Below are 1,202 nucleotides of genomic sequence, written 5' to 3'. Positions count from 1 at the left end.
CAGGCAACTGCCGGTCGCCGTTGTCGTGCTGCTTGTCGTCTAGGGCCATGCTCATAGATCTTCCTCTCACTGATGAGTACTTGGACTTACACAGACCATCTGACACCCCCGCTCGCGTGTCGCTCACGCAGCCTTCGCCTCAACCACGAATCGTGCGGCCGCCGTCGCTCAGTCGCTGTCTGGACTGTTGGGCAGGGGAAGGTCGCGGCGCTCTCGGCGTTCTCGGACTCGCACGTGGTCGAGCTGGGCATGAGCACGTGGCGCCCCGAGCTCGTCCAGTCGACTCGCCGCTGATGTCAGAAACGCAGCTTCGCCACACGACGGCTCCAAGACGCTGTCAAGAGGATCACGGACTGCCCAACGAGAGACGAAGTCGGCGAGCGCCGGCGGTGTGAAGAACGCACCACGGGCCTTCCGCAGCGCGAGAGTGTCCTTAACCTCGGTGGCGGCGGTCTGCACAACTCGAGTCACGCTACTGACCCTTCGTGTAGTGCGTCTGCAAGGATCGCGGCAGCACACTCGCTGACAGACGTGCCTCGACTCGACGCTTCCGCCGCGAGTTGCTCGGCGAGCCCGACGGGCACCCGAACCAACACAGCCTTGCGCTCACCGCGCCAGTGGCGCCGACGCTCCGACGCAGACCCCTCATGTTTCGATTGCACCCGAAAGTTGTATCAACTTCCGCCGACACCTTTCGTGAGGCGCGCTCGCAACGAGCAATCTACGCGGCAACCGGTGAGTTCGTTGGCGGAGCGACGGGCTGGGGGGTCCACAACCGTCCATCTCGAATAAGTGCCCACACGACGTCGACGAGACGTCGGGCTAGCTGTACTAACCACGGACGTTAGGTACGGCGTGGCGGGATGACATGACGAAGACCTCCGAGGAAGTGCGAACTGCCTAGGTAAGCACTGCTCAACTCGGAGGTCTTCGTGTCCCACCGTAACGCCCCACTGACCGAACTGGGTCGCCTACGTCTTGCTCGATGTGTGGTGGAGGATGGTTGGTCGATTTGCCGTGCCGCTGAACGCTTTCAGGTCGCCCCGACCACCGCCCAACGCTGGGTCCGCCGCTACCGCGAACACGGGCCGGCCGGGATGGTCGATCGCAGCAGCCGTCCGCATTGCAGCCCCAATCGCACACCGACCCGCACCGAACGACGCATCATCAAAGTCCGCGTCCTACGCCGCTGGGGACCAGCC

General features: G+C 63.8%; 1 protein-coding gene. It reads left to right on the top strand.

What is annotated here, in order from left to right:
- Positions 1–932: 932 nt before the first annotated feature.
- Positions 933–1,202, top strand: a 270-nt coding sequence (locus tag BPODLACK_RS23095) for a leucine zipper domain-containing protein (RefSeq protein ID WP_159406329.1), incomplete at its 3' end; no start/stop codon positions are given.

The sequence above is a fragment of the Gordonia sp. YY1 genome (assembly GCF_009872315.1).
GTDB lineage: Bacteria > Actinomycetota > Actinomycetes > Mycobacteriales > Mycobacteriaceae > Gordonia > Gordonia amicalis.
Note: the sequence above shows the minus strand (reverse complement) of the source record. Positions and strands in the feature narration are given on the sequence as shown.